Origin of the sequence: Leifsonia sp. LS1, from assembly GCF_020521355.1 — a bacterium.
GTDB lineage: Bacteria > Actinomycetota > Actinomycetes > Actinomycetales > Microbacteriaceae > Leifsonia.
Genome location: NZ_BPER01000007.1, coordinates 175948 through 201603, shown reverse-complemented (window position 1 = coordinate 201603; position 25656 = coordinate 175948). Strand labels below are relative to the sequence as shown.

Genomic DNA, 25656 nt, shown 5'->3' with positions numbered 1-25656 from the left:
TCGTTGCGCTCATTCCTCCGGAATAGCAGCAACGACGTGAACCTCGCCGTTGGGGTGGCTTGTCTGCTTGTCTGAGGAGTGTGGTAGCGTCGGCAGCGTGACCAGCACCGCCTTCCCCCGCCTGTCCCCTCCCGCCGGGCCCGTCCCGGCCGACGCGCCCGCCTGGAACCGCCAGCGCGGCTCGCAGATGCCCTCGCACCGATACCGCGACGTCTTCTCCCGGGTGGAGGTGCCGCTCGCCGAGCGCGACTGGCCGGCCAACCGCATCACGCGTGCGCCGCTGTGGGTGCCTGTCGACCTGCGGGATGGCAACCAGGCGCTCGCGGAGCCGATGGACCCGGCGCGCAAACGCCGCTTCTTCGAGCTCATGCTCGCGATGGGCTACAAGGAGATCGAGGTCGGATACCCGTCCGCCTCCCAGACCGACTTCGACTTCGTCCGGCTGCTCGCCGAGACGGACCTGGCGCCGGAGGACGTGACGATCGTCGTCTTCACCGCCGCACGCCGCGACCTGATCGAGCGCACCGTCGAGTCGGTGCGCGGGCTGCGCAACCCCGTCGTCATCCACCTCTACACGGCCACCGCGCCCACGTGGCGGGAGGTGGTGCTCGGGCACGACCGAGCGGCGCTCACCGAGCTGATCCTCGCCGGTGGCCGTGACGTCCTCGAACTCTCCACCGGCCTCCCGGACGTGCGCTTCGAGTTCTCCCCCGAGGTCTTCAACCTGACCGAGCCCGACTTCGCCCTCGAGGTCTGCGACGCGATGACCGCCCTGTGGGAGGCGTCGCCCGACCGGCCTGTCATCCTCAACCTCCCGGCGACCGTCGAGATCGCGACCCCCAACGTGTATGCGGACCAGATCGAGTACATGCACAAGAACCTCGCCCGGCGCGACGGGGTCATCCTCTCGGTGCATCCGCACAACGATCGCGGCACCGGCATCGCGTGCGCCGAGCTCGCCGTGCTCGCGGGCGCCCAGCGCGTCGAGGGCTGCCTGTTCGGCAACGGCGAGCGCACGGGCAACGTCGACCTCGCCACGCTGGCCCTCAACCTCCATGCGCAGGGCGTCGACCCGATGATCGACTTCTCCGACATCGACGAGATCCGCCGCACGGTGGAGCACGCCAACCGCATCGAGGTGCACCCCCGCCACCCGTACGTCGGCGACCTCGTGCACACCGCCTTCAGCGGCACGCATCAGGATGCGATCCGCAAGGGCTTCGCCGAGCATCGGGCACGCGCGGCCGCGGAGGGCCGTCCCGAGTCCGAGCTCGAGTGGCGGGTCCCCTATCTGCCCGTCGACCCGGCCGATCTCGGCCGCGGCTACGACGCCGTCATCCGCGTCAACTCCCAGTCCGGCAAGGGCGGCATCGCCTACCTGCTCGAGTCCGTCTACGGCGTCGAACTCCCCCGCCGACTGCAGATCGACTTCGCCCGCCACGTGCAGCGCCACACCGACGCGACCGGGGACGAAGCCACGGCCGAGCGCTTGTGGACGCTGTTCGAGGAGGCCTACCTGCCCGGCGGCGACACGCCCGTGCGCCTCGTCGACTACACGACCTCCGAAGCGGACGGCGCGACCCGCACCACGGTCACCGTGCGCATCGACGGCCGCGACCACACCCATTCGGCCGAACAGGTCGGCCCCGTCGAAGCACTGACCGCCGCGCTCTCCGCGCACGGCCTGCCGGTCGAGGTGCTGGGCCTGCACCAGACGAGCATCGGTTCCGGCGCCGACAGCCAGGCCCTCACCCTGATCGAGTACCGCGACGCTTCCGGCACCCGTTGGGCCGCGGGCCGCGATCGGTCCGTGCTGACGGCGAGCCTCGCGGCGCTCGCGGGCGCGGCGGCGCAGAGCGCGGCGCGCCGGCCCTACACGGCGTCCGGCCGATACCCGCTGGTCGCCTCCTCGTAGGTGGTGTGCTTGCGCTTCGGCTGCGAGTCGGCCGGAGGCGGGACGGCGGTGCGGGTGAGGGCGTGGAGGACGAGCTGCTCGACCAACTGTGCGGCTGTCGCGTGACGATGCTGCGCGATGCGCACCAGCGCCGCGTACTCCGCCTCGCCGAGGTGGACTTTGAGGGGGATGCCGCCTGGCGAATGCCCCGGACCGAGCGTCGTGGCGGCCGTGATGTCTGCGTCGCTCATACCGGGATGATGCGTCGCGTGACTGCCGTGAGTCGAGTGACCTTTTATATGCATTAACTAGGCAGTTGCCGCTTGCCGACCGCATCCCGACGGGTGCATCATGCGGTCGTCAGAGGAGACAGCAGGTGCCGGTGCCGGATTCCCCGCCTCGTCGATCGGCGGGACCGGCATCCATGCCGGCCGGCCACAGGGGGTGGCCGGCCGGCGACCGTCAGTCGGTCGGCGCGATCACGAGGCTCCCGATCAATCCGTCGCGGAGCTCGAACGTCATCGGCCCGGTGCCGTTGTAGCCGTCGCCCGTCACGGTCAGGTCGACGATCACGGTGTCCGGCGACTCCCATCGCCAGCCGACCACCTCGAAGCGGCTGTGGACGCCGATGTTGTCGGTCCGGTCCCATGACCGCACACCATCCCGCCCGTGGAAGGTGCGCCCCCAGTCGTTCAGCTCGGCGTCGTCCGTGAACGCGGCGACGAAGGCGTCGGAGTCGCCGGCGTTGGTCGCGCGGACGAACTCCGCGATCGGGGCGGGAAGCTGCTCGTCGGTCATGATGCTCCTTCGGTTCGGGCGTGCGTCGATGGAGGCGCCGCCCCGATCGTAGCGGCCGCGACCGTGTGGCGGTCGAGCATCCGCCGCCCTGTTCTCAGTCGACGACGCCGCGCTCGACCAACCACGCGAGCGCTGCACGCGACTCTGCGGCCTGGAACCCGCGCAACGCGGGCATCCGCGGCGGCGGCGCCTGCAGCGAACTCAGCCGGAACTCGCCGGCGAGCCCGGCGAGCGTCGCGTCGATCGCAGCCTCCGGCACACCGTCGAAGACCCGATGGCGCAACAGTTCATCGGCACCGGTCGCTCCGTTCAGTCGAGCGTCGAGCAGAATCGCCAGCCCGTCCACCCAGGGCGCCCCGCTGCACGCCCACGCCCAGTCGACGAACCAGACCCGGTCGGCATGGTCGAGCAGCACATTGTCCGCCCTGCCATCGAGGTGCACGAGCCGGTCGCCGGCGAAGTGCGGGCCTGCGTCCGACGCGAGCGCCGCCAGGCGCTCACCACAACGCTGCTCGATCGCGGTGAGCGCGTCGGCGTGCTCCCTGAGCAGCACGGGCCACGCTCCGAAGCGGAGCTCGTCGTCGAGGCGCGGCAGCCCGAGCCCGCGCACGTCCGGGAAGCGATCGAGTGCGTCGAGCACGGACCGCAGATCGGCGTCCGCGGGAGGCGAAGTCGGGTGGCGCCCGTCGATCTCCGCGGTCACGATCCCGAACCAGTCTCCGGCCTCGATCGTGTCGAGGAGCGCGGGAGCGGGAACACTGTCCGGAAGTCTGCGCAGCACCTCCGCTTCGCGACGGTAGAGATCGACGGTTCCTCCCAAGGCCGCCGGCGCCGCCTTGACGAACGCCCGTCGCCCCTCCGCTGTGCCGACCCGCGCAGCCAGACCTCCCGAGAACCCGCCCGACTGGTCCACGGCCTCGGTCACCGCTGCACCGAGCACCCGTCCGACCGCAGACGTCAGCTCGGGCGGGGCTTTGGTCCACCGGATCCGGTCACTCGTCACTGCCATCCGGCCACCCTACCGAGGACGGACACGTGCGCGATGCTCCGTGCGATGCGGGGCCCAATTCGTCGCCAGGCACCGTTTCGCTTGATCGCGGCGCGCTACGTCCGACGATTCCGCCGCTGCACCCAGACCGTCACCGCTGCGACGACACCGACCAGAGCGAGGATCCCGACGCCGTTCCAGACGTTCCACCAGAAGACAGGTCCCATTGTCTTGTTCCCTTCTTGATCAAGTGCCGAATCATCACGGTGACCAACTCACTGAAGCCGAACCGCTCCTGACCGTCAGCTGGAGCCAGAATGTCGTGCTGTACGGAATTCCGCACATCTGCGCGCTGACGTCCATCCTGCCGATGTTCGTGGCAGGTCGGCCCAAGTACACCAGGTTGGCACCGCAGGCACCGCCGATCGACCAGCCTGCGCCGTAGACATTCGTGACGGTGTTGTTGCCGAGGTTGTACGACGCGTAGAACGACAGCGAGACCAACCCGACCCACATGTCGATCTTGCAATTACTCCGAGTCGTGCCGCTTGCCGTACAGACTGAAATACCGCGACCGAGCGACCTTTCGGACACGCTCTCTATCCGGCTCACGGCGATCGATCCGTCGTGTAGGTATTGACCGTGTAGTCGCCGTCGGCGGCCGAGTAGCCGACGACAGAGCGTGGCTGCGCGGCACTTGACATCGAGTCCCACGTGCCACCGCTCAGATACGTCTCGATCAGGGTGTTCTGCGTACGCGCGTCGACTCCATAGCTCGCCAAGAATGCTCTCGACGACGCGATCGTCGGGTCCTCACTCGCCTGAGACGGAACTACAGGTAGTGCGGCAAGTGCCAATGAGGCTACCAAGCCGACAATTCCGGTCGACATTGTTCTGAGTTTCATGGTGATCCTCTCGACGGGGACTTCGTTGTCTCCGTTCTGATCACACCATACCAAAACTAAAATGCAAGTAGACAGAGTCTTCAGGGCATAAACCGCAAATTTATCTGCGTTCCACACGTGGAGCTTAGACGGGCGAGCGCTCGTCGGCTAAACGCCCGCCCTCCCCAGGAACGGCCGCGGCCACGCGCCCAGCGCGAGCACCGCCAGCACCGTCTGCACCAGCCCCGTGGCGAAGTACACACCGTGCAGCGGCGACCAGACGAGCATGAGGGCGATCTCGATGAAGATCCAGCTGAGCATGACGAGCCCGGCCGCGGCGTGGAGGCCCCAGGCCAGCCGGTACCGGAGGTGAGTGGCTACGAGTGCGAGCGCCTGCGAGCCCCCGACCACCACGCCCAGGATGATGCCGGGCCAGAAGTAGGAGTCGAAAACGGTGCCCTCGATCCATTCGAGCGGAATGCCCATGCCGCCGAACGCGGTGAGGCCGATCATGCCGATGAGGGCGGAGACGAGGTTGAACCAGGCGACGACGGCCAGGGCGACGCGCAGGGCGCGGGGCGGTGTTGCAGGGGTGGGGGCGGTGTCCGGCTCCATGCCACACACGATAGCGGGCACGCGTCGGCCCAGCGGATGCGGGGTCCGGCGTCGTGCCGCGCCGTCCGTCTCCGGGACCCTACTTCTTCTTGTCGCCCTTCTTGTCGTCGATGATCCCGCCGATGAAGCCGCCGATCTGGCCGCCGAGCACGCCGCCCGCCGGTCCGCCGAGCAGGGCGCCGAGGCCGGCCCCGATCCCGGCGAGCGCTCCCCCGTAGCTCACCTTGTAGACCACCACGGTCGGCGCTCCGCCATCCGGGTCGGGTTCGACATCGAAGGCGCCCAGGGTCGCGCCCGCGACGACGAGCGCGACCGGCGAGGTCCCGACGTTCGCCGCCATCCGGTCGTGGACGCCGCGCGCGTCGAAGTACGAGCGCGCCACATCCCCTTTGTCGTGGCTCGCCTCGATGACGTGCCGGTACAGCTGCACGAGGGTGTCGACCTCGTCGGCCGTGATCAGATCCGCCTCGTGCAACCGCAGCAGCACCTCCCGCTGCTCGGCCACGAAGTCGCCCTTGTTGCCCTCGATGATCCGCCGTGTCTCGGCTCTCGCCGCCCGCATCCCCTCGGTCATCCCGATCGCCGTGTGTGCTGTCTCGTCCATCGTCCGCCTCCTTGCGTGGGTGTGTCCTTCTGATGGCGGCCACAGTCAAGCACCGGGGAGGCGGGATGGGGATGGGGTGCGCACCGGTTCCGGGATGCGTGGAGGCGCGGACCCCCTACCGCCGCCGGCCCGCGAACACCGCGAACGCCAGCGGCACCACGGAGCCGATCATCAGCACGGTGCTGAGCACTTCGTCCTGCGACCGCACGAGTGCGCCCGATGCGAGCACGCCCGCGAAGACGACGGCGCCGACCAGGCGGCGGATGGTGCGTTCCAGCCGTTCGACGTGGCGTTCGAGCCGCGGGGAGGTGACGGCGATGCTGCCCTCCTCCACCCGGTCGAGCACGGCGTCGATGCGTTTCGGGAGGCGCCAGGCGACGCCGGCGATGCTGAGCGCTTCTGTGGCGAAGTCCTGGACGACGTTGCCCTGCTCGTCGCGGAGCAGCTGACCGGCGTACGGTTCGACCGAGTCCCACAGGTTGAAGCCGGGGTCGAGGGCGCTGCAGACGCCGGAGGTGAGCGACATGGCACGCACGATCAGCAGGAAGTTCTCCGGCAACTGGAACGGAAGCGAGCGCACGACGTCGCCGAACTGGCGGGCGAAGTCGCGGAATTCGCGCGGGTCCACCTCCCGCAGCTCGGCGAAGCCCATGCCGCCGAAGCGCGCGAACAGCTGGGTCATGGCCTGCTCGAGCTGGGCCGTGTCGGCGGACGGGAGCAGCACGCCGATGTCGCGCATGGCGTCCACGAGCCCCTTGCCGTCACGCGAGGCCGCGGCGATGAGGAGCTTGCGGAGGCCGGTGCGCAGCGTGGTCGGCACCTCTCCCATCATCCCGAAGTCGATGAAGGTCAGGCGCCATGGGCGGCCGCCTGTCGATGCGTCTCCCTCCCCCGGCGTGACGAAGATGTTGCCCGGGTGCGGATCGGCGTGGAAGAACCCGTTGGCGAACAGCTGATCGAACATCACGGCCGCGAACACCGGGGCGACCTCGACCGGGTCGATACCGGCTCCGCGCAGCGCGGCCGCGTCGGTGATCTTGATCGCCGTCACGTCCTGAAGTGTCAGGACCCGGCGCGTGGTCCGCTCCCAGACCACGGAGGGTGCGGTGACGCGGTCGTCGCCGGCGAAGTCCTCCGCGAACCGTTCCGCGCTCGCGGCTTCGTGCAGGTAGTCGATCTCCTCCAGGCTGGTGCGGGCGAACTCCTCGACCAGCTCAGGGGCGTCGACCCGGTCGGAGACGAGCCGCACGTGGCTGAGCCAGCGTCCGACCCGACGCAGGGCGGCGAGGTCGATGTCGACGATCGCTCCGATCCCCGGCCGCTGCACCTTGATGACGACCGCCTCGAGTCCGGTCTCCTCCGCATCCGCCGCCGACAGGCGGGCGCGGTGGGCCTGCCCGAGCGAGGCGGCGGCGACGGGGGTCTCGTCGACCGCCGCGAAGGCGCGCGCGAGCGGGACGCCCAGCTCGGCCTCCGCGAGGGCGCGGATCTCCGCGAACGGTACCGGGGGCACCTCGTCCTGCAGCCCCTCGAGCTCGGCCGTGATCTCGGGCGGCAGCACGTCCAAGCGAGAGGACATGAACTGGCCGACCTTGATCATCAAGCCGCCGAGTTCGACGGCCAGCACGTGGAACCGCTGCGCGAACCGGCGCATGCGTTTCGAGCGGGTGCGCTCTGCGACCCGCACCAGGCCGATGCGCGGCAGGAACAGTTCGTACCACCAGGTGACCGCCAGGTTCCAGCCGGCGAAGCGCAGGATGCGGCGGTAGCGGCGCCGGGTGGCACCCGCCGCCGTCGGCGCCACGCCCTGCCCCGCGGCGGAGGCCGCACCTGCCGCCTCCGCAGCTCCCTCGGCCGCGGGAGGGACGGACGTCACCCCGTCAGTCCTGAGCGAGGATCGAGTAGAGCCGACGGCGTGCCTCGTCGAGCACCGTCGTCGCCTGCTGGATCTGCTCCGGCGTGCCCGTCCGGCGCACCTGTGCCGCAGCCTGGGCCAGCTCGATCCCGGCCTTCGGCAGCGCGCCGAACGCGTCGCCGGAGCCTCCCGAACCGGGACCCGCGGCCTCCCATGGCGCCGCTCCGGCCTCCTCGGCCTCGGCGCGCCCGGCCTCGGTCAGCGCGTAGGTCTTGCGGCCGTTGGACTCCTCCGCTGTCAGCAGGCCCTCGTCGGCCAGCAGCTGGAGGGTCGGGTAGACCGAGCCGGCGCTGGGCTTCCAGCTGCCGCCGCTGCGCTCCTCGATCTCGCGGATGATCTGGTACCCGTGCATGGGCTTCTCGGCGAGCAGCGCGAGCACCGCGGCACGCACGTCGCCACGGCCCATCCGGGTGCCGACGCGTTTCTCGAACGTGGAGCGCAGCTGCTCCATCGCCTGCCAGATGCCGTCTGCCGTCATGCCGGGGCCGAAGCCGCCGGCGGGGAACGAACCACTCATGGTGCCACCTCCGAAGAATCGGTAACGATACTCAACGATATATCGTTCAGTCGTGCCGTGACCTGCCCACTCCCTGTGAATCCGCCCCTCCCGCTGGCATCGATTTGGACCACATGTGGCGAAAGAAGCGACGTAACCCCGCATTCGGTCCAAATGTGGCGGAGGGACGGTGGCCGGCGCGATGTCCTCCTCACGGCGGACGCGCACCCCCCACTCCGTCGTGGGATCGTCGATGCGGCCGGCGACCTCGTCGCCGTCGCCCGCGGCGAACCGAACCGAGACGAAGGGAGGATGAGCGATGCGCGCTCGATCCACCCCGCGCCGACAGCTCGCGCTGTGCGCTGCGGTCGCATCCGCGACCGTGTGCTGTGGCTCCCGTTCGCGCTGTGGCTCGCCCGCCCCGACCGGGCCCTGCTCGACGATCGGGGCGAGCCGCTCGTGATCGGCACGGCCGTCGTGCACGGCGCGGTGCTCCTGCTCACCCCCTTCCTCCTCTGGCTCGCCCCGGGATGGGATGACGTCCGCTCCCGCCGGGCGAGCATCGTGCTCGGGTGGATCGCGTACGCCGCCGTCCCCGGGTGGGCGTTCTGGGCGGGGCTGTCGTTGCTGCCCGCGGAGGAGCGGAGCCTGTGGTCTGTCGGCGCGATCTGCGTGCTCTTCCTCCTCCCGCCGCTCGTCCCTGTCGCGCGGGACCGCGCGAGGATCGCGATCGGGTGCGGCGCTGCCGTCGTCCTCTTCGTCGTGACGGCGATCCTCACCGTCCAGACCGTGAGCCTGATCCTGATCGCCCCGGCCAGCGTCTGTTATCTGGCGACAGTAGTCGGCTGTGCGTGCACGGCCGACACCGCCGAACTCCGCGCCCGACTTGACCGAATGTGGCGAAAAGGCGACCCACCCACTCGTTCAGTCGGCCGGCGCGCTCGCGCGCTGCGGCGATTCAGGAGCTCTGCCCCTCTCTCAGGGACTTGCCGCGCATCCCCCAGAGCTGCCACGCTCGTCGCGACGATCTGGTCGAGGGGAGAGACGACGAATGCGACCTCGCGACCTCTCCGCCTTCTTCACGAAGACGATCCGCAGTGCGACTACACATCCCGCGTTGAGCGCTGCCGCTGCCGCTGCCGTGCTCGTCGTAGCAGCCTCCGGCATCGCCGTCCCGCTCGCGGCAGCGGCAACCGCCCACGACGCGGCGATGGACCAGTACCGCGCGACCGTTCATCGGCTCGACGCCCTCGGTCTGCAGCTCGACGAGGCCAGCCGGGAACTCGACGACTCCCGCGATCGGGTCACCGCTCTGCGCGAGGTCGTGGACACCCTGCGGAACAGCCCGGAGGGCGTGCTTCCCGCCGAACACCACTCGCTTCTCGACGCCGCCTCCACCGCACTGTCGACTGCCCTGCGACTACCGCAAGGAGAGCGCCCGACGGCTCCGGAGACGACCGCGTTGCCGAGCATGAGCACCGCGGATGTCCTGGATGTCGAGCACACACTCCGACGGCAGGCGGCGCGGGAGAGCCGTTGGCTCGCCACGACGATGTCCGCGCTGTCTGCAGCGAAGACGGAGCGCGCCCTCGCTTCGACTCTCCTGCAGACACTGGTCGCAGGCGCCCCGGCTGACGGCGATCGCGCCGCCGTCTCGGGCATCTCCACCTACTCCGCGTCGTTCTTGGAGACATATCCGCGCGCCGACGAACAGAGCCGGTCTGCGCTTGCGGCGACCGCACAGGCCGCCGCCATCGCCGCGAACGCCGGTGCCTCGGTGGCGAGTGAGCTGGTGACATTCGTCGCACGCGCTCAAGCCGTTCGCGATTCGCAGGAAGCCGCCGACCGAGCCGCTGCGGAAGCCGCCGCACGAGCTGCCGAAGAGGCATCCCGGTCGCAGGCTCCCGGCTCGCACGACTCAGGCGCGTCAGGCGGCAGTGGATCTGGTGGTCCGAACGGCGCGGGATCGCATCCTCTCCCACCGCCTCCCGACTTCACCTTGATCGCGCACAATCCTCAGGTCTATGCCAACGGCTACTATCTCCCGGGATGTGTCGGAGTACCGTCGTACACGCTGCAGGCGGCGAACCACGGTTTCCAGATCATCTCGCTGGATCATGAATGGGCGTACCGCTACGAGACGTTCAGCACGCCGGACGGCTGGGGCGTCACGGTGTACGACTGCAGCGGAGCAGGCTGAGACTCGACATTCGTCGAGTGACGCTCCGTCACGGGTCCCCTGGCCCCGCACAGCCGCGCGCAGTACCGTTGCGGGTGCGCGGAACGATGCAGAGAGGACGCACGAGGTGCCCGAGTACACGAAGGATGCGGACGCGATCGCCCGGCTCACGCCGGAGCAGTTCGCGGTGACCCAGGAGGCCGCAACCGAGCGGCCGTTCGACAACGAGTTCTGGGACAAGGAGGATGCCGGCCTGTACGTCGACGTCGTCTCCGGCGAGCCGCTCTTCGCCTCCACCACGAAGTACGACAGCGGGTGCGGCTGGCCGAGCTTCACCAAGCCGCTCTCGGCCGAGAACATCGTCGAGAACAGCGACACCTCGCTCGGGATGGTCCGCACCGAGGTGCGCTCGACCCACGGCGACAGCCACCTCGGGCACGTCTTCGACGACGGACCCGCCGACGAGGGCGGTCTGCGCTACTGCATCAACTCGGCCGCGTTGCGCTTCGTGCCGCTGGCCGACCTGGAGAAGGACGGCTACGGCCAGTACGTCTCCCTGTTCGAGAAGGCCGGTGCCTGATGGCCACGGAGCGCGCGATCCTCGCAGGTGGCTGCTTCTGGGGGCTGCAGGAGCTCATCCGCGACATGCCCGGAGTGCTCACCACCCGGGTCGGCTACGCCGGAGGCGACACCCCGAACGCGACCTACCGCAACCACGGCGACCACGCCGAGGCGGTCGAGATCGAGTTCGACCCGTCGGTCATCACCTACCGCGACCTCCTCGAGTTCTTCTTCCAGGTGCACGACCCGACGACCCGCGACCGCCAGGGCAACGACATCGGCCGCAGCTATCGCTCCGTCATCCTGTACCTGACCCCGGAGCAGGAGCGGGTCGCCCACGAGACCATCGCCGAGGTCGACGCCTCGGGCCGTTGGCCGGGCACGGTCGTCACCGAGGTCGAGCCCGCCGGCACGTTCTGGGACGCCGAGGAGGAGCACCAGGACTACCTCCGCAAGCATCCCGGCGGCTACACCTGCCATTACGTACGCCCGGACTGGGTGCTGACGGACGAGGTCGGCGCGGCCGGCTGACCTCTGCCCGCGGCCGCTGCTCGACCCCGGTGACCGGGCTCGATCGGCGTCCGGCTCGCTCAGCGGAGCGCTGCGAGGGCCGTCTTCGTCGCGGCGGCCAGCAGCGTGTCGTCGGGCGTCGCATCCGCGGTCGCTTTGCGCGTCAGCGTGACCACGATGATCGGCGCACGCCCTGCCGGGTAGACGACGGCGATGTCGTCGCGCACGCCGTACTCCCCCGTTCCCGTTTTGTCGGCCACCGGCCACGCGGGATCGACACCTGCGCGGATGGTGCCGTCACCCGTCGTGCAGTCGAGCATCGTGTTGCGCAGGAGGGTGCGGTCCTTCGTCTCGAGGGTCGAGCCCAGGATCACGGCCCGCAGGTTCGCCGCGAACTGCGCGGGGGTCGTCGTGTCGCGGGCGTCGCCCGGCAGGGCCTCGTTGAGGTCGGGCTCGACACGGTCGACGGTGGTCGTGCGATCGCCGATGCCGCGCAGCCAGTCCTCGACGGCGTCCGGTCCGCCGAGACGCGCGACGAGGAGGTTGGCCGCCGTGTTGTCGCTGAACCGCAGCATGGCGTCGATCAGCTCGCGGACGGTCATCCCCGTGTCGACGAATCGGCTGGTGATCGGCGCGTAGGCGAGCAGGTCGGCGCTCGTGTAGTGGACGACCGTGTCGAGGTCGGCGTCCGTGGCGTGCTGGAGGGTCGCCGCTGCGATGAAGGTCTTGTTCGACGATGCGAACGGGAAGCGCTCCCCGCCGCGGTAGGCGACCGTGCGGCCGTTCCCCGTATCGATCGCGGTGACGCCGAGTGTCGCGTCGTGCGTGCGTTCGAGATCGGCGAAGGCCCGCTGCGTCGCGGCACCGGAGAACGCGGATGCGGTCTGCGCCGCTGCTGCCGACGGCGCCGGAGCAAGGGAGGAGGCCGCGCATCCCGAGACGGCGACGGCCAGGGTGACGGCGACGCCGCCCGTGACGGTGAGAATTCGTTTGCGAATGTCCATGACGGCAGCCTTTCCCGGCCTGTCGATCCTGTCGAAGACCGGATCGCTCCGATCGATGCCGGATCGGCATGAGCCTAGGGTGGACGGATGGACCTCATCGCCGCGTGCCGCGTGCTCGTCGAGATCGGCGACCGCGGGAGCGTGACCCGCGCCGCCGCCGCCCTCGAGGTGGCGCAGTCGGTCGCCAGCCGGCGCATCCTCGCCCTCGAGTCGCACCTCGGCGGCGCACTGCTCGAGCGGACGGCCCGTAGTGCGGCGCTCACGCCGTTCGCCCGTGACCTCCTCCCCTCCGCACGACGCCTGGTCCTGCTTGCGGACGAGCTGGAGCTCGACGCCGATCGCGCCCGGTTGCGCCCGGTGACCGTCGCCGTGCCCGTCGGTTGCGCGATCCGGGAGCTCGCCGTCGCCGAAGCCGCGGGGCGCGCTGCCGGGCTGCGCCTCGAGTTCCGCGCCGAGACCCCCGCACGTCGCACCGAGCTCGCGGCGACGCGCGGGGTCCGCCTGGCGATCGCGAGCGTTGCCGCGGACACCGCGTCCTGGGTCGCCGAGCTCGGCGTCGCCGGGCGCCGTTCCTCGGGGACGCGGCTGCGACTGGACGAGCTCCGCCCCGGCCGCACCGGGCGGCGGCGCGACGACGACGCCGGCGCACGCCTCCGCTTCGGCCCGGAGGACGACGTGCCCCACATCCGGGACGCTCTCCTCCGGGCCGCGTTCGCCGTCGGGCTGCTGCCCGCGCAGCTTCCCGTCGACGCCTCGACCACCTCGTCCCTCGCATCGGTGCTCGCCGACGGCGACCTGCTCCTGTGCACGGAGGCGGAGTCGCGCGAGCTGGACCTGCACTGGCGCTCGTTCTCCGGCCTCCGGGTCGCCCGCGGATACACGCTCGTCGGCGACAGCGAGAACGACGTCGCCACGGTGTTGCACGCGGTGGCGGACGAGCTCGTCTCCGCCCTGGGCGCCCGTGCCCGCGCCGACAGGGAGCCTGCCGCGGCGACACTCACGGCGAGCACCCCCTCCCCGGGGGAGGCCCGCGGTGCGTGACGCCCGCTTCCTCGATGCGGTCCGCACCGACCTGGCGGAGGCCGGCCTGCGGGCCTCCATCGTCGTGCGCGACCTGGACTCCGGCCGCGAACTCGACCTCGACGGCGACGTGGCGACCCCGGCCGCCTCCCTCGCCAAGCTTCCGATCGCCCTCGCCGTGCTCACCCGCGTCGCCGACGGCCGCCTCGACGGCGCGACGCCCATCCCTGTGCCGGCGGGCGATCCTTCCGCCGGGCTGCCGGGGACGACCCGCTTCCGGCATCCCTCCCGCATCGCCATCGACGACCTCGTCTCGCTCGCCCTCACCATCAGCGACAACGGTGCCGCCGACGCCCTCCTCGCCCTCGTCTCGCCGGACGAGGTGATGGCCGACCTGAACCGGCTGGGTGTCCACGGCATCGAGGTGCGGCACCCCTTCGCCGACCTCTCCGACACCCCGCTCGAGCGGTTCGCCCCGGAGGAGGCGCATCTCGCGCACACCCTCGCCATCCGCGGGAGCACTCCCGCCCGCGGCCACCCCATCCGCCAGCTGGACATCGCGCGCACCAACACGGGGACGGCTCGCGCGTTCGCCGACCTCCTCACGATGATCTGGCTCGAACGCGGGGTGCATGCGGAGGCCGCCGCCCGCCTGCGCGAACACCTGGGCGCCAACCTCGTTCGCCACCGCCTCGCCCCCGACATCGTCACCGACGACACCGCCTGGTCGTCGAAGACGGGAACCCTGCTCAACCTGCGGCACGAGGCGGGTGTCGCCGAGCACACCGACGGCTCACGCTTCGCCATCGTCGCACTGAGCACCTCTGAGGTCCCCGCGTCCGCCCAACCGGCCGCCGAGGCGGCCCTGGGGGCGGCGGCCCGGCGGATGCACGAGCGGGTCCGCACCGGCGCAGTGTGATCGTCTAGGCTTCACGGAGACGACAGGGCCGCGGGGGCGGCCGAGCAAGGGGGAACATGTCCACCGAGGGAATCATGCGCCGTTCGGTCGCGACGATCGCGGGAGCCGCGGCGGCGCTCCTGCTGCTCTCGGGTTGCGCCCTCTTCGCTCAGAAGCCGCACTCCACACCCACGCACACGCGCACGGCCAGTCCGACACCGACTCCCACGGGCACACCGGTGCGCTCCGGGATCGGCTCTTCGCCCGCGCCCTCACCGATCATCGCGCCCGTCTTGACGCCTGTCCCCTCCGGGACGGTGGTAGCCGAGGGCGATGTCGCCTCCCCCAAGGGCAGCATCCACTACCACTACCGGGTCGTGTCGAACGGCGACAACACCTACGACGCGCAGTACTCCGGCTTCACCTCCACGGTGCCGGTCCCGGTGTCGGTGACCTTCCTGGAGACCGCGCCGCAGGTCGGCGACGGCCTCACCTACCACGGCGTCGGCGACTTCCAGCTGGGCGGACCGACCACCGGCACGGCCGCCGCCGCCTCCACCGTGATCGGCGGCAAGCCGTCGTACCTCGCGGCCCTCGTCACGTATTCATCCGCCCCGTCGTTCGACGGCGTGCCCGTCGAACTCGGTCCGAACAAGGTGCTCGCGGTGAACTCGGTGCACTGGTCGGTGCCCGTGCGTGCGTCGAACGTGCACCCGGTCGACGGTGGAGCGACCCCCGGCGCGAACGGCACGGTGACCGCCACGACCGCCTCCGGCGCTCCGCGCACCTACCTCGTCGACAGCGGCGACGCCCCCGCCGGCATCGCGGCCCGCTTCGGCATCCAGCTGACCGACCTCTACTGGCTCAACCCGGACCTGCCCTCGGGCACGGACCAGAAGTACGTGCTGGCGGGCACGCAGCTGAACCTGGACCCGGACAGCCTGTAGCGCCCTATCATGCAGGAGGCCCCGCCCCTGCTGTTTCGGTCAGCAGGGGGGGCTCCGGCGTCCTTCCGTCGTCCGGTCGCCTACGGCTTGATCGCCGCGATGTAGTTCTGGACGGTGTCGATCTCGATCGGGAGCATGGTGTCGTTCGAGTTGTCCTTTCGCACCGGGGTCCGTGGAGCCTCGTCGCGAAGTGCGTCCGTCATCCGTGTCTCACGCCGAGGACCCCATCGAGCTCTGTTCGGATGCTCGTGAACGGGTCGTAGCCGGCGATCGCAGAGCTCAGGTCGGCGGCGCGCTGACGGAACGCACCGTCCGCCAGGATGGTCTGCACCGCCGAACGCACTCGATCCGGGGTGGGGCGCCCGGTGCGCAGGTCGAGACCGGCGCCGAAGTACTCGACCCGGGCCGCGACCTCGGGCTTGTCTTCCGCCGCTCCGGCAACCACGAGCGGGACTCCGGCGGTCAGCCCCGCCATCACACCGCCGTAGCCGCCGTTGGTGACCATCACGTCGCACCGCGGAAGCAGCTGGTCGTAGGGCAGGAACTCCGCGATCCGTGCATTCGCAGGCACGGGCCCGACCGACTCGATCGGCGCCCGCCCCGTGGAGACGACGACCTGCACGTCGAGATCTGCGAGGGCGTCGATGGTCGGCCTGATCACCGTCGTGGGGTCGTTGTTGTCGAGAGTGCCCTGGGTGACGTGCACCAGGGGGCGGTCGTCCGAGATATCGGACCACCAGTCCGGGAGCAGTCCCGCGGACGCGGAGGTGACGGCGGCCGGAAGCGGACCGACGAAGCGGATGTTCTCGGACAGGTCACGTCGCTCATACTCGAACTCGCGCGGGCCGAGCTGCAGGTAGCGCTCGGGCATGCGCGAGATCTCGATGACGAATCCGTCCGGCTTCCGCCCTCCGGCCTCGACCAGCAATCGACCGGCGAGCTTCTGGGCGTGAGCGAAGAACACGCGCCGCGCCATCTCGTTCAGGATGCGATTGCGCGCCCTCGCTAGAGGCCCGGACGCCATGGGGATCCGAGAGTTGGCCGGGGGCGTGTCCACGCTCAGCTGCGCGAGCGGACCGATCCCGATCACAAGCACGGGGACGCGCTCGACGGAAGGTCGCTGCATCAGGGGCAGGGCGCCCAGGAAGAGGCTGTCGACCAACACCGCGTCGACCTCCTCCTCCGCCAGCACCGCCGACATGGCGCGCCACTGGTCGGGGATGGGGCGGATGAACGTCGACTCGATCTGATACTGCGACAGCGCGAGGCCCGAGTAGCGGTGCGCGTGCGGGACGAACGTCCGTGGGTCGTGCTCGTCGAAATCCGCGACTCCGTGAAAACTTCGGACCTCCAACCCGCTCGACACCGCTGCCGATGCGTACCGGGAGCCGGTGAGCACGATCACCCGATCCCCGTGCGCCGCGAGATCCCGTCCGATCGCCAGCATGGGATTGACGTGGCCGTAGAGCGGATTCGCGCACAGCAGGACGGTTCTCACGATTCACTCCGATCGGGCAGGCGAACCGGACGTTCGAGGATCAGTGTGCGGATGGCGTCCTTCAACCAGGCCGCGTAGCGGTCGAGTGACCAGCCGAACTCGTCCACCAGGTGCTCATACACCTCGTGCGACACCAGCACGGACATGGTCGCGTTGACGTCGTCGACATCGGCCGGCGCGATCGCCCCGCGGGACACCAGCCAGGGCCCTGCCATCGCCAGATCTGACCGACGACGCGCGAGAGCGTCGTCCAGCAGACGCCGGATGTCTGGCTCGACATCCGCGGCCGCCCGGGCCGTGCGCCACAGCGCATCCGACCGTGCGATCGACGCGCCCACAAGCTCGACGTACTTCTCCAGCGCTTCGCCGACATCCTCGACCGCGAAGACGGCCGCGTACTCCGGCTCTTCTGAAAGCGGCCGCTCCCCCTCCGCGCCGGCGAAGGCCACGGTCATCGCCGTGGCCAGCAGCGCCGACTTGGATCCCGTCAGGTACACCGACTCGACAGACACCCCTGCACGGGCCGCGATGGCTTTCATCGTCGTCGCGGAGTACCCGGCCTCGGCGAACGATTCGGTGGCAGCGGAGATGATCGCCGCCCGCGTCTTCGCGGCGTGTGCTGACCGCTTCGGGTAGCGCGAGCTCGCCTCGGACATTCAGTCTCCTTGTGATTACAGTCACACTGTACTCAACGGAGACGGACTTCGCTACAGCCGGACTGGAGACATTGGCCGAGATACCCCGCCACTCGGGCGGTGCCCTACACCTCCACCGGCCCCCGCAGCGGCGGCGGGGATGTTCGTCCCGCTCGATGCGCAGGATCCGGGGCTGTGGGATGCGGGCCTGATTGCGGAGGGTGAGGCGTATCTGAGGCGTGCGCATGAGCTAGCGCAGGCGGCGCCGCTGGCCGGCCGCCGCTTCCAGCTCGAAGCCGCGATCCAGTCTGCGCATGTTGCGCGGTACTTCGGCGTGGAGACCGATTGGTCGGCGGTCCGAGCATTGACGGCGGCACTTGTGGAGGTGTCTCCCACGCTTGGCGCGCGCGTCTCGCTCGCCGCGGTGACCGCGCGCCTCGACGGCATGGCGGCCGGGCTCGCTGCTCTCGATGACATCCCCACCTCGTTCGAACCAGCCCGGCGGCTCCGGCTCGCGCTGGCGGAGGTGATGTACGGGGTGGAACGCCGCGATATCCCGGCCGAGTGATGCGCTCTCCCCCGCAGCCCCGCGCGCCCGTCGCGCCCTGCCCCGCGACGCGATCGTGATCAGATGGCCGCGAGGAACGGGTCGATGACGGACCACGTCGCCTGGGGAGCCTCGAGGTGGGGCAGGTGGCCGGCCGCCGCGACCTCGGCGAACGCGGCGCCCGGGATGGCATCCGCGACGGCCTGACCGTAGGCCGGGGTGACGATCCGGTCGCTGGCGCCGTGGACGACGAGGGTCGGGACCGCGATCGCCCCCAGCCGCGCGAGGAGCGTCGGGTCGCTCATCGCGGTGCCGGCGACGGCGGCCATGGCCTGCCCGTTCGACCGCTGCAGGGCGCGCTGCTCCTCGGTGAGGGTGGCAGGGTCGATGAAGCCGCGGTCGGGGTCATGCCATGCCGCCTGGGCGAGACCCCGGGCGTCGAGCGCGAAGAAGTCGGCGATCGGCTCGCCGTCGACGACCGCACCGACGCCGTCGATGTCGACCACCGCCCCCACGACACCCGCGTAGCGCGCGTCCGCGGCGGCGCGCAGGGCCATCTCCAGCGCGATCCACCCGCCGAGGGAGGATCCGACGAGCACGACATCGTGTTCGCCCCGCTCGCGCAGCTGGCCCAGGTAGTGCGTCGCCAGCTCGGAGACGGAGTCGATCCGCCCAGGTCGGGGCGTACCCTCCCAGCCCGGGTGCGTCGGGGCGATGACGCGCATCGTCCCAGAGAGATGCTCGGCGATCGGGGCGATCGTCCGGGGTCCGCCCCCACCGTGGAGGACGAGTGCGGTGCGGGTCGTGGGCTCGGAAGCGACCATCAGCTGCTCCTATCTAAATATGTTTATATACGCGTGTTGATAAGATAGCACGATGACGACGGATCTCGAACTGCTCGGCCGGGCGATCAAGCAGGCGCAGTACCGCAACCACCGGACCATGGACAGCGCCCTCCGCGACGCGGGGGTGACGCTCGTGCAGTGGGATGCGCTCCGCGCGATCGAACGACTGCCCGGAGCCTCCGGGCACGCGCTGGCGATGGCGACCTTTCAGAGCGACCAGGCCTTCGGCACACTCGCCGGCAGGATGGAGGCTCGCGGATTGATCGAGCGCGCCCCTGGGCACGGACGCCGCCTCGACTACACCCTCACGGACGCCGGCCGAACCGCCCTCGAAGAAGGGCACCGCATCGCCGCCCGCGTGCTCGAGACCCTGTTCGCCCCACTGGACGAGCCGGAGCGCGCCATCCTCGCCACGACGCTCACCGCCTTGGTCGGAGACTGAGGGCCGCTCTCCCACCCCGTGCGCCCCTGACCGCACGCCTCAGCGAGCGCGCATGCGTCGCCGGTCCTATCGTCGCTCGTCCGGTGGGGACGGGTCAGCCCGGGCCGTCGCTGGTCGCAGCGAGGAGAGCGGTGATCACATCGCCGATCGGTGTCGGGATGTCGTGGGCACGCCCCAGGCGGGAGACGACCCCGTTGCGGATCTCCCATTCGAGCGGGCGGGACGCCTCGCGATCGGTGAGGATCGAGGTGCTCATGTCGGCGGGGAACGATCGGAAGCCGGCGAGGATCTCGGCGGGCACGCCGTCATCGAGTCGTGCACCCTCAGCGCGAGCAACGGACAGGCATTCGCGGAGGTAGGCGAGGGTCAGGTCGGCGATATCGGGCCGGGTGTACATCCCGGCTCGTCGCCCCGTCAGCGCCATCAGTCCGGCGGCCGCGTTCTGGAGCAGCTTGCGCCAGGCGATGGAGAGGAAGTCGTCCGCGATCTCCGTGCTGCAGCGCGAGCCGTGCAGCACGCCGACGACCCGCTCGGCCGCAGTCGAGCGCGGGAGGGTCAACCGGGCGTCGCCGCGCAGAACCACCGTGCCATCGGGGTGCGCCTGCGCGGGGAACCACACCACGGCGGGCACGATGGCCGCCCCCTGAGGCACGTGCGGGGAGACCATCGCGATCTGCTCCACCCCGTTCTGCAGGACGCAGATCACGGTCTCCGGCCCGCACAGCGCCCGCAACCACGGCGCCGCCGACTCGATCTGCGTGGCCTTGACCGCGAGGAACACGATGTCGGCGGGGCCGCGCACAACGGCCGCGTCCGTGACCACCGGCCCCGGCACGGCGATACGCGCGTCCGGCGCGACGAGTTCGAGACCCGTCCGCGCGGTCCGGCCATACAGACCGGGCGTGATGCCGCGTTCGTACAGCGCTGCGGCGACCGTCGTACCGATCGCGCCGGGCCCCACGACGGCGACCGTGGGCACGGGTCGCGTCTGCATCGGTGTCGCCATTCCGAGTCCTCCCACGGGTGCGCTCTCCTCCCAGGGTATCGGGCGCCGCCGTCTCCACCCGAGCAGTCCCGGCCGCGAGGTACACGACCGTGCGGCACTCGACGTGCGCGCCCGACGCATTTGTTATTGAGAACTATTCTCATCTAGGCTGAGGGCGTTGAAAGAGGTGCCCTTGGTCCCCATCCCGCGAAGAGCACTCGTTGTCTTCCTCTCCCTGTCCGCCGCCCTCCTGGTGACACTCGTTCTCTCGCTCGGGACGGGAGCGGTGCCGCTGTCCCCGGGAGCGGTGCTGTCCGCCATCGCCCGCGGCCTCCTCGGCGGCGACACGAGCGGCGACGTCGCGGCGCAGGTCGTCTGGTCCGCGCGGCTGCCCCGGATCCTCATGGCGGCGGTGGCCGGCGCCGGGCTGGCATTCGCGGGCGCCGTGCTGCAAGCGCTCGTGCGCAACTCGCTCGCCGACCCCTACCTGCTGGGGCTGAACTCCGGCGCCTCGACGGGGGTCGCCATCGTCGTGCTCGTCGTCGGCTCGGGAACGGCCCTCGCCGTCTCCGGAGCCGCACTGGTCGGCGCAGTGCTGACCGTCGCCCTCGTGCTCGCGCTCGCCGGCGCCGGACGTGCGCGGGGTCCTCATCGGATCGTGCTCGCGGGGCTCGCCGTAGGCTACGCCCTCAGCGCTGTCACGAGCCTGCTCCTCTTCCTGTCCGATTCGCCCGAGGCCGCGCGATCCGTGATGTTCTGGCTGCTGGGCTCGCTCGCCGCCGTGCAGCCGACGATGATCGTCGCCGTCGCCATCGCGGTGGCCCTCGGGCTGGCCGGTCTCGTCCTGATCAGCGGCCGGATCGACGCCCTCGCCTCGGGCGACGACTCCGCGATCGCGGCGGGGCTCGACCCGGAGCGCTCCCGCTTCGCGATCCTCGCCGGCACCTCCGCCGTGGTCGGCGTCATCGTCGCGGGCGTCGGCGGCGTCGGATTCATCGGCCTGGTCGTGCCGCACCTGGGCCGCGCCCTGGTGGGGGCCCGGCATCGCCGGCTCCTCCCGGCGTCGGCGCTCATCGGCGCGATCCTCCTCGTCGCCGCCGACACGGGTGCGCGCACGCTCCTCGCCCCGCACGAGATCCCCGTCGGCGTGATCACGGGCGTGATCGGCGCCCCCGTTCTGCTCGCTCTCCTCGCACGCGGCGGAAACGACCGACCGCGTTCCGCTGCCACGTCCCGCCCCCACTCACCCGCAGAAAGGCCCGCATGAAAACCCACCGTCCCCTCGTCACCCGTCTGGCCGCCGGAGCACTGCTCGGCGCCGGTCTGGGCGGCGCGCTCCTCGGCTGCGCCGCCCAGACGCCGAACTCCGATGCCTCCCCCACCTCCGGGGGCTTCCCCGTCACGATCGAGAACTGCGGCACCGAGGTCACGATCCCGGCGAAGCCGAAACGCATCGTGATGATCAACAATGACGAGCTCGCGAACCTCGAGGCGCTCCAGGCCGTCGACCGCATCGTCGCCGTGACCGCCGTGCCGGCGCGCGGCCTCTACGAGAAGAGCACGATCGACGCGATCGACGCGATCACTCCGCTCAGCACCGAGACGGGCCCCACGGGAGGCTCGATCGTGTCGCAGGAAAGCATCATCGGGGCCAAGCCCGACCTGGTGATCGCGCCGGAGAACGCCGTCGACCGCGCGTCTCTCGCGAGCCTCGGCATCCCGGTCTTCTCCCCCACGGCGTACTGCGACGACCCACCCGCCGAGTACACCCAGCGCGCGTCGTTCGATCGCGTCTGGAGCGAGCTGAAGGCCCTCGGCACGGCGCTCGGCGCAAGCGATCTCGCCGATCAGGCCATCGCCGGCTCCCAGGCGCAGCTGAAAGCCCCGGCGTCCGAGGCGGGGACCGCCGCCGCCCTCTACGTCTCGTCCGGCGGCGTCGTCTCCCCGTACGGCGGACCGAGCATGGTCACCCCCGTCTTCGAGGCCGCAGGGCTCACCAACGTCTACGCCGCATCGACCGAGCGCGTGTTCGACGCGAGTCTGGAAGACATCATCGCGAAGGATCCGAAGACGATCGTCCTGCTTTACAGCGGCGACGACGCCGCGGCGGCCGTCACCGCGTTCCAATCGGTGCCCGGTGTGCAGGGCCTCACGGCGGTGAAGGAGCATCGGGTCCTCACCCTCCCGTTCCCGTACACGGATCCGCCGACGGTGCTGAGCACCAAGGGGCCGTCCGTGCTCGTCGAGCAGCTGAAGACGCTGGATTGATCACGGCCCATGGTCTCGCCGTCCGGCGAGCAGGGAGATCCGTACTCCGCGACGTCGATCTCACGGTGGAGGACGGCGAGGTGGTCGGCGTGGTCGGCCCGAACGGCAGTGGCAAGTCCACGCTGCTCCGGTCCCTGATCGGCGCGCATCGTCCCCACGCCGGCTCCGTTCTCATCGACGGCGTCGACATCGCGACGGCCTCCCGGCGCTGGATCGCTCGGCGCACGGTGTTCGTCGGGCAGCTGCTGGAGTCGGATCCCGCCCTCCGGGTCAGCGACGAAGTGTCGCTGGGCGGGATCGCACACCACGGCTCGTGGCGCGCGCAAAGCCGCGCCTTCGAGCCCCAGATCGAGCGCGCCCTCGACATCGTCGGCCTCCACGACCGGGCCCATGACCCGGTCGCGAGGCTGTCCGGAGGGGAGCGACAGCGCGTGCAGATCGCCCGCGCCATCGTCCACGGAGCACCCCATGCCTTGCTCGACGAGCCGACCAACCACCTCGACATCCGACACCAGCTCGAGCTGATGGCGCTGCTGCGCAGGATCGCTCCGACCGTGGTGATCGTGCTGCACGACCTCGAACTCGCCGCGCGCACCTGCGACCGCCTGGTGCTGCTCTCCGAGGGCGAGGTCGTCGCCTCGGGATCCCCGCGCACCGTGCTGGTGCCCGAGCTGCTCGACCCGGTCTACCGGGTCCGGTCCGCAGTGCACACCGACGCCGCGGACCGGGCGCACCTCACCTTCCGCCTGCCGGAGCACCCGGCCCCCTCCGACCCATCGCTCTCATGAAGGAGAACCTCACCATGACATCCACCTCGACCACCACGACCGCGACCGACTACCTGAAGCGCTGGGACGCGCAGCAGACCGCCTACATTCGCCACCGCGACCTCCGGTTCGCCGCCATGGCCCGCATCGTCTCCGATCTCTCCGGCGACACCGCCCGCCCACGCATCCTGGATCTCGCGTCCGGACCCGGCTCGCTCGGACGAGCCCTGCTCGACGAGATCCCGCACGCGCGAGTGGTGATGGCCGACAAGGATCCCGCCCTCCTCGCGATCGCAGCCAACGCGCACGCCGGGGACGACCGCGTGGAGATCCTCGAAACGGATCTGGACGACCCCGGCTGGACGGCAGCTCCCGTTCTGGCCGAGCCTTTCGACGCGATCGTCAGCACCACCGCGCTGCACTGGCTGCGACCGGAGACGCTCATTCGCGTGTACTTCGAGCTCGCCGGAATGCTCCGCCCGCAGGGCGTCTTCCTCAACGGCGACCACCTCGCATTCGACGCAGTCTCCGCGCCGACGCTGCACGCCCTCTCCTCGCGCGACGACGAACTGCAGCAGCAGGCCGCCTTCTCCTCCGGCACGGAGACCTGGGACCAATGGTGGGCCGCCGTCGGCGCCGACCCCGACTACGCGGACGCGATGCGGGCGCGCGAAATCGCCTGGGGCGGCTCTCTGGACACCCCACCGCCCAAGGTCACCCTCGGCTTCCACATCGAGGCACTCCGCTGCGCCGGCTTCACCGAGGCCGGAACCGCATGGCAGTACCTCGACGACTACATCGTCTCCGGGATCCGCTGAGGGGCGTGCGGAGTTGGGCGCCGTTCGGGTGGTCTGCTGCGGCTGCGGGCCCCCTCGGCGGCGCCCTCTCGGTGCAGCAGGCAGCGCAGTGCTCCCTCGACGTGCAGCTCGACATCCGGCTCGGCGGGCACGCCTTCACGGAGCCCAACCCGCTCGGCCTCGCGGTTGACGGAACGCCTTCCCAGAGAAGGTCCGGGCCAAGCTCCGCGAGATCAGCAGACGCTCTTCGAGCGCGTCCTCATCCACCAGAATGACGTGAGCGGGCATCACAGACATGCGTCTCTTTGTGTCGGCGGCGCTCGCCGAGCCGCGTCGAGGACGGGGGCGCAGGAGGATCCCTCTCGCGAATGACGCGCGTCGTCCGCTGCGCCGATTTCCCCCGACCGTGCGCCCAATAGCGTCGCAGAGGTGACATATAGCGAACCCTCTTCAGCGACGGCCAGCCCCGTCCCGTCCTTGCGAGCCATCGCTCCCCTCGTCGTCGTCGCGCTGGCCGCAGTCGTCGCGCTCGTCGCTCCGTTCCCGAGCCAAAGCCTGAGCGTCGCCGTCACGCGGGCGGCCGCATCCGCCGGCTTCGCAGTCCCCGGAGTGGAGTTCCTCGCAGACGGACTCCTCGTCGTCCTCGCGGCGTTCGCGGCGGCAGTGCTGCTGCACGCGTGGTGGCGGACGCCGGAGCGCCGTGCCCTCGTGATTGCGGGAGGCACGGCAGTGGTGCTCGCGTACCTCGGCAGCGAGGCGGGCAAGTCTCTGTTCGCGCAGGAGCGACCGTGCACGCGATAGCCTTCCGCGGGGGCATGCGACACCGCAGACTATTCCTTCCCTTCCAACCATGCGACGCTGGCATTCGCCGCGACATGTGCCATCGCCATCGTGGGCGGGCGGCTACTGTGGGCGACCACCGCGGGGGCACTTGCGCTCGCGGTTGCGTCCGGACGCCTGCTCGAGGGAGTGCACTATCTTCATGAGGTCGCGGCCGGCGCGATCTGGGGGCTCATTGTGCCGACCCTGCTCATCCTCACGGTCGCGATTGCGCGCACGCGGGTCTGCCGCCGCCTGCGACGAAACCGCCCCTGAGTCCTCGCACGTCGCCGAACCGCTTCGCGCTCCGGCTACAACGCACGTCGCCACGGGCTGCACCCCACCGCTCCCCCAAACGCCGCCTGCACGCTTCGCGTTTGACGGCGCCCGGGGCCCCTCGCGGCGGGGACCCGGGAAGACAGCAGCGAGTCACGACAATAAGAGGAGGGCCGCGGTTCGCAATGCGAACCGCGGCCCTCCTCTTATTGTCGTGACGTCGGGCTGACAGGATTTGAACCTGCGACCCCTTGACCCCCAGTCAAGTGCGCTACCAAGCTGCGCCACAGCCCGTTGCTCCCCCACCCGGGCGCGAGGCTCCGAGCGAGGCAACTCCACTATCTTAGCGTGTCGGCGGGGGTGCGTCGTGCACCAACCCGAAGGCGCCTCGACGGCCCCGCCGACACGGTGCCGGACGCGCGCTGAACGGCTTCCCGACGAAGCCGGCGCGTCCGGGCACCTGG

The 25656-nt window shown here is 70.5% G+C and carries 29 protein-coding genes, 1 tRNA gene and 1 pseudogene; 15 read left to right on the top strand and 16 right to left on the bottom strand.

Annotated elements, in window-relative coordinates; all coding sequences use genetic code 11:
* Nucleotides 1–187 precede the first annotated feature (187 nt).
* On the top strand, nucleotides 188–1915 hold the full coding sequence (locus LLS1_RS14255; RefSeq protein ID WP_264186934.1) for a 2-isopropylmalate synthase: 1728 nt from the start codon (nucleotides 188–190) through the stop codon (nucleotides 1913–1915).
* Here the strand turns inward: LLS1_RS14255 and LLS1_RS14250 are convergent.
* From LLS1_RS14250 to LLS1_RS14210, 9 genes are all read right to left on the bottom strand, one after another.
* Complete coding sequence (locus LLS1_RS14250; protein WP_223360219.1) at nucleotides 1873–2145, bottom strand: hypothetical protein; 273 nt, start codon at nucleotides 2143–2145, stop codon at nucleotides 1873–1875. The two genes, LLS1_RS14255 and LLS1_RS14250, sit on opposite strands and share 43 nt — an antisense overlap.
* A gap of 211 nt (nucleotides 2146–2356) precedes the next feature.
* Nucleotides 2357–2692: a nuclear transport factor 2 family protein gene (locus LLS1_RS14245; protein ID WP_226656505.1), complete on the bottom strand. Its 336-nt coding sequence runs from the start codon at nucleotides 2690–2692 to the stop codon at nucleotides 2357–2359.
* Between the two features lie 94 nt (nucleotides 2693–2786).
* Complete coding sequence (locus LLS1_RS14240; protein WP_226656503.1) at nucleotides 2787–3701, bottom strand: phosphotransferase family protein; 915 nt, start codon at nucleotides 3699–3701, stop codon at nucleotides 2787–2789.
* Between the two features lie 240 nt (nucleotides 3702–3941).
* Nucleotides 3942–4196, bottom strand: coding sequence for a hypothetical protein (locus LLS1_RS14235; RefSeq protein WP_226656501.1), 255 nt, complete (start codon nucleotides 4194–4196; stop codon nucleotides 3942–3944).
* Nucleotides 4197–4288: 92 nt separating this feature from the next.
* On the bottom strand, nucleotides 4289–4462 hold the full coding sequence (locus LLS1_RS14230) for a hypothetical protein (RefSeq protein WP_226656499.1): 174 nt from the start codon (nucleotides 4460–4462) through the stop codon (nucleotides 4289–4291).
* A 270-nt stretch (nucleotides 4463–4732) separates the two neighbouring features.
* Entirely contained in the window at nucleotides 4733–5179 is a 447-nt protein-coding gene (locus LLS1_RS14225; RefSeq protein WP_226656497.1) for a hypothetical protein, read from the bottom strand.
* Between the two features lie 79 nt (nucleotides 5180–5258).
* The gene (locus tag LLS1_RS14220) at nucleotides 5259–5783 is read right to left on the bottom strand and encodes a hypothetical protein (RefSeq protein WP_226656495.1); all 525 of its coding nucleotides are present in this window, start codon (nucleotides 5781–5783) and stop codon (nucleotides 5259–5261) included.
* Nucleotides 5784–5898: 115 nt separating this feature from the next.
* Complete coding sequence (locus LLS1_RS14215; RefSeq protein WP_226656579.1) at nucleotides 5899–7587, bottom strand: AarF/ABC1/UbiB kinase family protein; 1689 nt, start codon at nucleotides 7585–7587, stop codon at nucleotides 5899–5901.
* Nucleotides 7588–7663: 76 nt separating this feature from the next.
* A complete protein-coding gene (locus LLS1_RS14210; protein WP_223360213.1) occupies nucleotides 7664–8215 on the bottom strand; it encodes a PadR family transcriptional regulator in 552 nt (183 codons plus the stop codon).
* A gap of 1030 nt (nucleotides 8216–9245) precedes the next feature.
* Here LLS1_RS14210 and LLS1_RS14205 point away from each other — a divergent pair.
* The 3 genes from LLS1_RS14205 (at nucleotide 9246) to msrA (ending at nucleotide 11465) form a co-directional block, all read left to right on the top strand.
* Nucleotides 9246–10394, top strand: coding sequence for a hypothetical protein (locus LLS1_RS14205; protein ID WP_226656493.1), 1149 nt, complete (start codon nucleotides 9246–9248; stop codon nucleotides 10392–10394).
* 106 nt (nucleotides 10395–10500) lie between these two features.
* Nucleotides 10501–10953 carry a peptide-methionine (R)-S-oxide reductase MsrB gene (msrB, locus tag LLS1_RS14200; RefSeq protein WP_226656491.1) on the top strand — a complete coding sequence of 151 codons (453 nt, stop codon included), beginning with the start codon at nucleotides 10501–10503 and terminating at the stop codon, nucleotides 10951–10953.
* Nucleotides 10953–11465 carry a peptide-methionine (S)-S-oxide reductase MsrA gene (gene msrA, locus LLS1_RS14195; RefSeq protein WP_226656489.1) on the top strand — a complete coding sequence of 171 codons (513 nt, stop codon included), beginning with the start codon at nucleotides 10953–10955 and terminating at the stop codon, nucleotides 11463–11465. Before msrB ends, msrA begins: the two co-directional genes overlap by 1 nt.
* Nucleotides 11466–11524: 59 nt before the next feature.
* On the opposite strand, the gene bla is transcribed toward msrA, so the two are convergent.
* On the bottom strand, nucleotides 11525–12448 hold the full coding sequence (bla, locus tag LLS1_RS14190; RefSeq protein ID WP_226656487.1) for a class A beta-lactamase: 924 nt from the start codon (nucleotides 12446–12448) through the stop codon (nucleotides 11525–11527).
* 87 nt (nucleotides 12449–12535) lie between these two features.
* Between bla and LLS1_RS14185 the strand changes: the two genes are divergently transcribed.
* From LLS1_RS14185 to LLS1_RS14175, 3 genes are read left to right on the top strand one after another with little or no spacing between them, the layout of a single operon-like run.
* Nucleotides 12536–13489 carry a LysR family transcriptional regulator gene (locus LLS1_RS14185; protein WP_226656485.1) on the top strand — a complete coding sequence of 318 codons (954 nt, stop codon included), beginning with the start codon at nucleotides 12536–12538 and terminating at the stop codon, nucleotides 13487–13489.
* Nucleotides 13482–14387: a serine hydrolase gene (locus LLS1_RS14180; protein WP_226656484.1), complete on the top strand. Its 906-nt coding sequence runs from the start codon at nucleotides 13482–13484 to the stop codon at nucleotides 14385–14387. The genes LLS1_RS14185 and LLS1_RS14180 overlap by 8 nt, the downstream gene beginning before the upstream one ends.
* Before the next feature lie 56 nt (nucleotides 14388–14443).
* The gene (locus LLS1_RS14175; RefSeq protein ID WP_226656482.1) at nucleotides 14444–15313 is read left to right on the top strand and encodes a LysM domain-containing protein; all 870 of its coding nucleotides are present in this window, start codon (nucleotides 14444–14446) and stop codon (nucleotides 15311–15313) included.
* Between the two features lie 80 nt (nucleotides 15314–15393).
* Here the strand turns inward: LLS1_RS14175 and LLS1_RS19490 are convergent, their stop codons facing one another.
* The 3 genes from LLS1_RS19490 to LLS1_RS14165 are packed head-to-tail and all read right to left on the bottom strand — an operon-like array spanning nucleotide 15394 to nucleotide 17467.
* A complete protein-coding gene (locus LLS1_RS19490; protein WP_264186928.1) occupies nucleotides 15394–15516 on the bottom strand; it encodes a hypothetical protein in 123 nt (40 codons plus the stop codon).
* Nucleotides 15513–16811, bottom strand: coding sequence for a glycosyltransferase (locus LLS1_RS14170; RefSeq protein WP_226656480.1), 1299 nt, complete (start codon nucleotides 16809–16811; stop codon nucleotides 15513–15515). The genes LLS1_RS19490 and LLS1_RS14170 overlap by 4 nt, the downstream gene beginning before the upstream one ends.
* The gene (locus LLS1_RS14165; protein WP_226656478.1) at nucleotides 16808–17467 is read right to left on the bottom strand and encodes a TetR/AcrR family transcriptional regulator; all 660 of its coding nucleotides are present in this window, start codon (nucleotides 17465–17467) and stop codon (nucleotides 16808–16810) included. Before LLS1_RS14165 ends, LLS1_RS14170 begins: the two co-directional genes overlap by 4 nt.
* A gap of 139 nt (nucleotides 17468–17606) precedes the next feature.
* Between LLS1_RS14165 and LLS1_RS14160 the strand changes: the two genes are divergently transcribed.
* The gene (locus LLS1_RS14160; protein WP_226656476.1) at nucleotides 17607–18014 is read left to right on the top strand and encodes a hypothetical protein; all 408 of its coding nucleotides are present in this window, start codon (nucleotides 17607–17609) and stop codon (nucleotides 18012–18014) included.
* A 59-nt stretch (nucleotides 18015–18073) separates the two neighbouring features.
* On the opposite strand, the gene LLS1_RS14155 is transcribed toward LLS1_RS14160, so the two are convergent.
* Nucleotides 18074–18817, bottom strand: a complete 744-nt coding sequence (locus LLS1_RS14155) for an alpha/beta fold hydrolase (RefSeq protein ID WP_226656474.1) — start codon at nucleotides 18815–18817, stop codon at nucleotides 18074–18076.
* Between the two features lie 52 nt (nucleotides 18818–18869).
* On the opposite strand from LLS1_RS14155, the gene LLS1_RS14150 reads away from it, so the two are divergent.
* Nucleotides 18870–19280: a MarR family winged helix-turn-helix transcriptional regulator gene (locus tag LLS1_RS14150; RefSeq protein ID WP_226656473.1), complete on the top strand. Its 411-nt coding sequence runs from the start codon at nucleotides 18870–18872 to the stop codon at nucleotides 19278–19280.
* Nucleotides 19281–19374: 94 nt separating this feature from the next.
* Here LLS1_RS14150 and LLS1_RS14145 read toward each other — a convergent pair whose 3' ends face one another.
* The gene (locus tag LLS1_RS14145; RefSeq protein ID WP_226656471.1) at nucleotides 19375–20274 is read right to left on the bottom strand and encodes an oxidoreductase; all 900 of its coding nucleotides are present in this window, start codon (nucleotides 20272–20274) and stop codon (nucleotides 19375–19377) included.
* Nucleotides 20275–20452: 178 nt separating this feature from the next.
* Between LLS1_RS14145 and LLS1_RS14140 the strand changes: the two genes are divergently transcribed.
* The 6 genes and pseudogenes from LLS1_RS14140 to LLS1_RS19550 form a co-directional block, all read left to right on the top strand.
* Entirely contained in the window at nucleotides 20453–21532 is a 1080-nt protein-coding gene (locus tag LLS1_RS14140; protein WP_226656577.1) for an iron ABC transporter permease, read from the top strand.
* Entirely contained in the window at nucleotides 21529–22533 is a 1005-nt protein-coding gene (locus LLS1_RS14135; RefSeq protein ID WP_226656469.1) for an ABC transporter substrate-binding protein, read from the top strand. The genes LLS1_RS14140 and LLS1_RS14135 overlap by 4 nt, the downstream gene beginning before the upstream one ends.
* Nucleotides 22530–23321, top strand: a complete 792-nt coding sequence (locus LLS1_RS14130; protein ID WP_226656467.1) for an ABC transporter ATP-binding protein — start codon at nucleotides 22530–22532, stop codon at nucleotides 23319–23321. The genes LLS1_RS14135 and LLS1_RS14130 overlap by 4 nt, the downstream gene beginning before the upstream one ends.
* A 14-nt stretch (nucleotides 23322–23335) precedes the next feature.
* Complete coding sequence (locus LLS1_RS14125) at nucleotides 23336–24118, top strand: trans-aconitate 2-methyltransferase (protein ID WP_226656465.1); 783 nt, start codon at nucleotides 23336–23338, stop codon at nucleotides 24116–24118.
* Nucleotides 24119–24574: 456 nt separating this feature from the next.
* Nucleotides 24575–24898 carry a hypothetical protein gene (locus tag LLS1_RS14120; RefSeq protein ID WP_226656462.1) on the top strand — a complete coding sequence of 108 codons (324 nt, stop codon included), beginning with the start codon at nucleotides 24575–24577 and terminating at the stop codon, nucleotides 24896–24898.
* A gap of 30 nt (nucleotides 24899–24928) precedes the next feature.
* A pseudogene (locus tag LLS1_RS19550) lies at nucleotides 24929–25192 on the top strand (phosphatase PAP2 family protein); the annotation flags it as partial.
* A gap of 220 nt (nucleotides 25193–25412) precedes the next feature.
* Here LLS1_RS19550 and LLS1_RS14110 read toward each other — a convergent pair.
* A tRNA-Pro gene (locus tag LLS1_RS14110) sits at nucleotides 25413–25486 on the bottom strand.
* Nucleotides 25487–25656: the final 170 nt, after the last annotated feature.